The following is a 1,444-nucleotide window of genomic DNA, read 5'->3' on the forward strand; positions in this document are numbered from 1 at the left end:
TGTATGGACTCGCCTCCACTGTCTACCCGCTTTTCAACACTGCTACCCGGCTGCATCTATGTATAAGGCCTATTCGAGGAAGCCCATCTTTGGCTTCTGGCCAACATTGGTTGAGCTCGCGGTATGCCGATTACGTTCAGGCCTCGAAGGCCGGTAAGGGCGCAGGCATCGTTCCGCGACGGTCTGACCTGGGGTCAATGTTTTCTAGCAGGGGCTGGAGCGCTTTACGCCCCGGTGGCAGAACTCTGGTGATCTGTAACTTGTCGCAGCCGGCCGGCCTTAGGCCGGTTGGCTGTGATAAGTCTGGTCATTCTGTAGCAGCACCCAGATGATTCGTAGGTTGCGATTCGCTAGTCGTACCGCCGCTTCCTTACGTCCTAGCCGACTCAGCCAACGTTGCAAGCGACGATCGTCGGGCTGCTCAGAATCAGGACGTAGGTGCCTCAATACGGCGTGAGCACCCTGAACCATCAGGCTACGTATGTAACCATCGCCTCGTTTGCTCATCTTGCCCAGGCGAACCTTCTGCCCACTGCTGTTCTGATCGGGCACCATGCCAAAGTAGGCGGCGAACTGGCGTGCATCGGCAAAACGTTCGGGTTCGGTCTGCTTGGCTAGCATCGCTGTGGCGATGATCGGACCGACACCGCGTACCGTCATTAACCGTCTGGCGGTTTGATCCTGGTTCGCAGCGATCTCCAGGCGACCGGTCAATACGTTGATCCGCTCGCCTAACTGGCGCCATTCGCCCAGCAGCTCGTCGATGAGTTCGCGCAATATGTCTGGCAATGGTTGGGTGGCATCCTCCAGTATCCGAGGTAGGGTTTGACTGATAGCAACATCACCTTGTGCCAAGGCAACACCGTGTTCCATCAATAGCCCGCGCATCTGGTTACTCGTAGCTGTACGCCGACGCACATAACCCTGCCGGGCACGGTGTAATGCCTGCATGGCCAGTGCTGCAGCACTTTTGATGGGCACCGCTGTGATTTTGGTGTCCCGTCCCGCCCGTAAAATGGCCAGCGCATCGTTGCGATCATTTTTTGCGCCACTGCGGTGGTCGGCCACCAGCTGCGCCGGAAGAACTCGCGCCAGATTACCCTGCGCCTGCAGCTGTCGTGCCCATGCTTGAGCGCCGGGGCCGGTTTCCATCAGTACAACGATGTTTGCCGGCAGCTTGCGCAAGAATGCGTGGAAGGACTCACGCGACTTGATGCGTTCTTCATAAAGCACCTGGCCAAGAGCATCTTCGCCTACGACCTGAAATACCTGCTTGGCTAGATCGACTGCCACTGTCGTACAGGTCGACAGATCGGTTGAAGACAGGGACTGTTTAAGCGTCGTATTCTTTTTCATGGACTCGCCCTCGCTGTCGTTGGCTTCTTAGACTGCCACCGCGGCGCATTGACGCCTCGGCGTGGGCGAGTCCATCTAATTACGGCGG

General features: G+C 57.5%; 1 protein-coding gene. It reads right to left on the reverse strand.

The features are described 5' to 3' along the window. Positions 1–279: 279 nt before the first annotated feature. Positions 280–1,311: an IS110 family transposase gene (locus KGA89_RS29565; protein WP_124356368.1), complete on the reverse strand. Its 1,032-nt coding sequence runs from the start codon at positions 1,309–1,311 to the stop codon at positions 280–282. Positions 1,312–1,444 lie beyond the last annotated feature (133 nt).

Source organism: Pseudomonas sp. A-RE-22, assembly GCF_019956035.1.
Classification (GTDB): domain Bacteria; phylum Pseudomonadota; class Gammaproteobacteria; order Pseudomonadales; family Pseudomonadaceae; genus Aquipseudomonas; species Aquipseudomonas brassicacearum.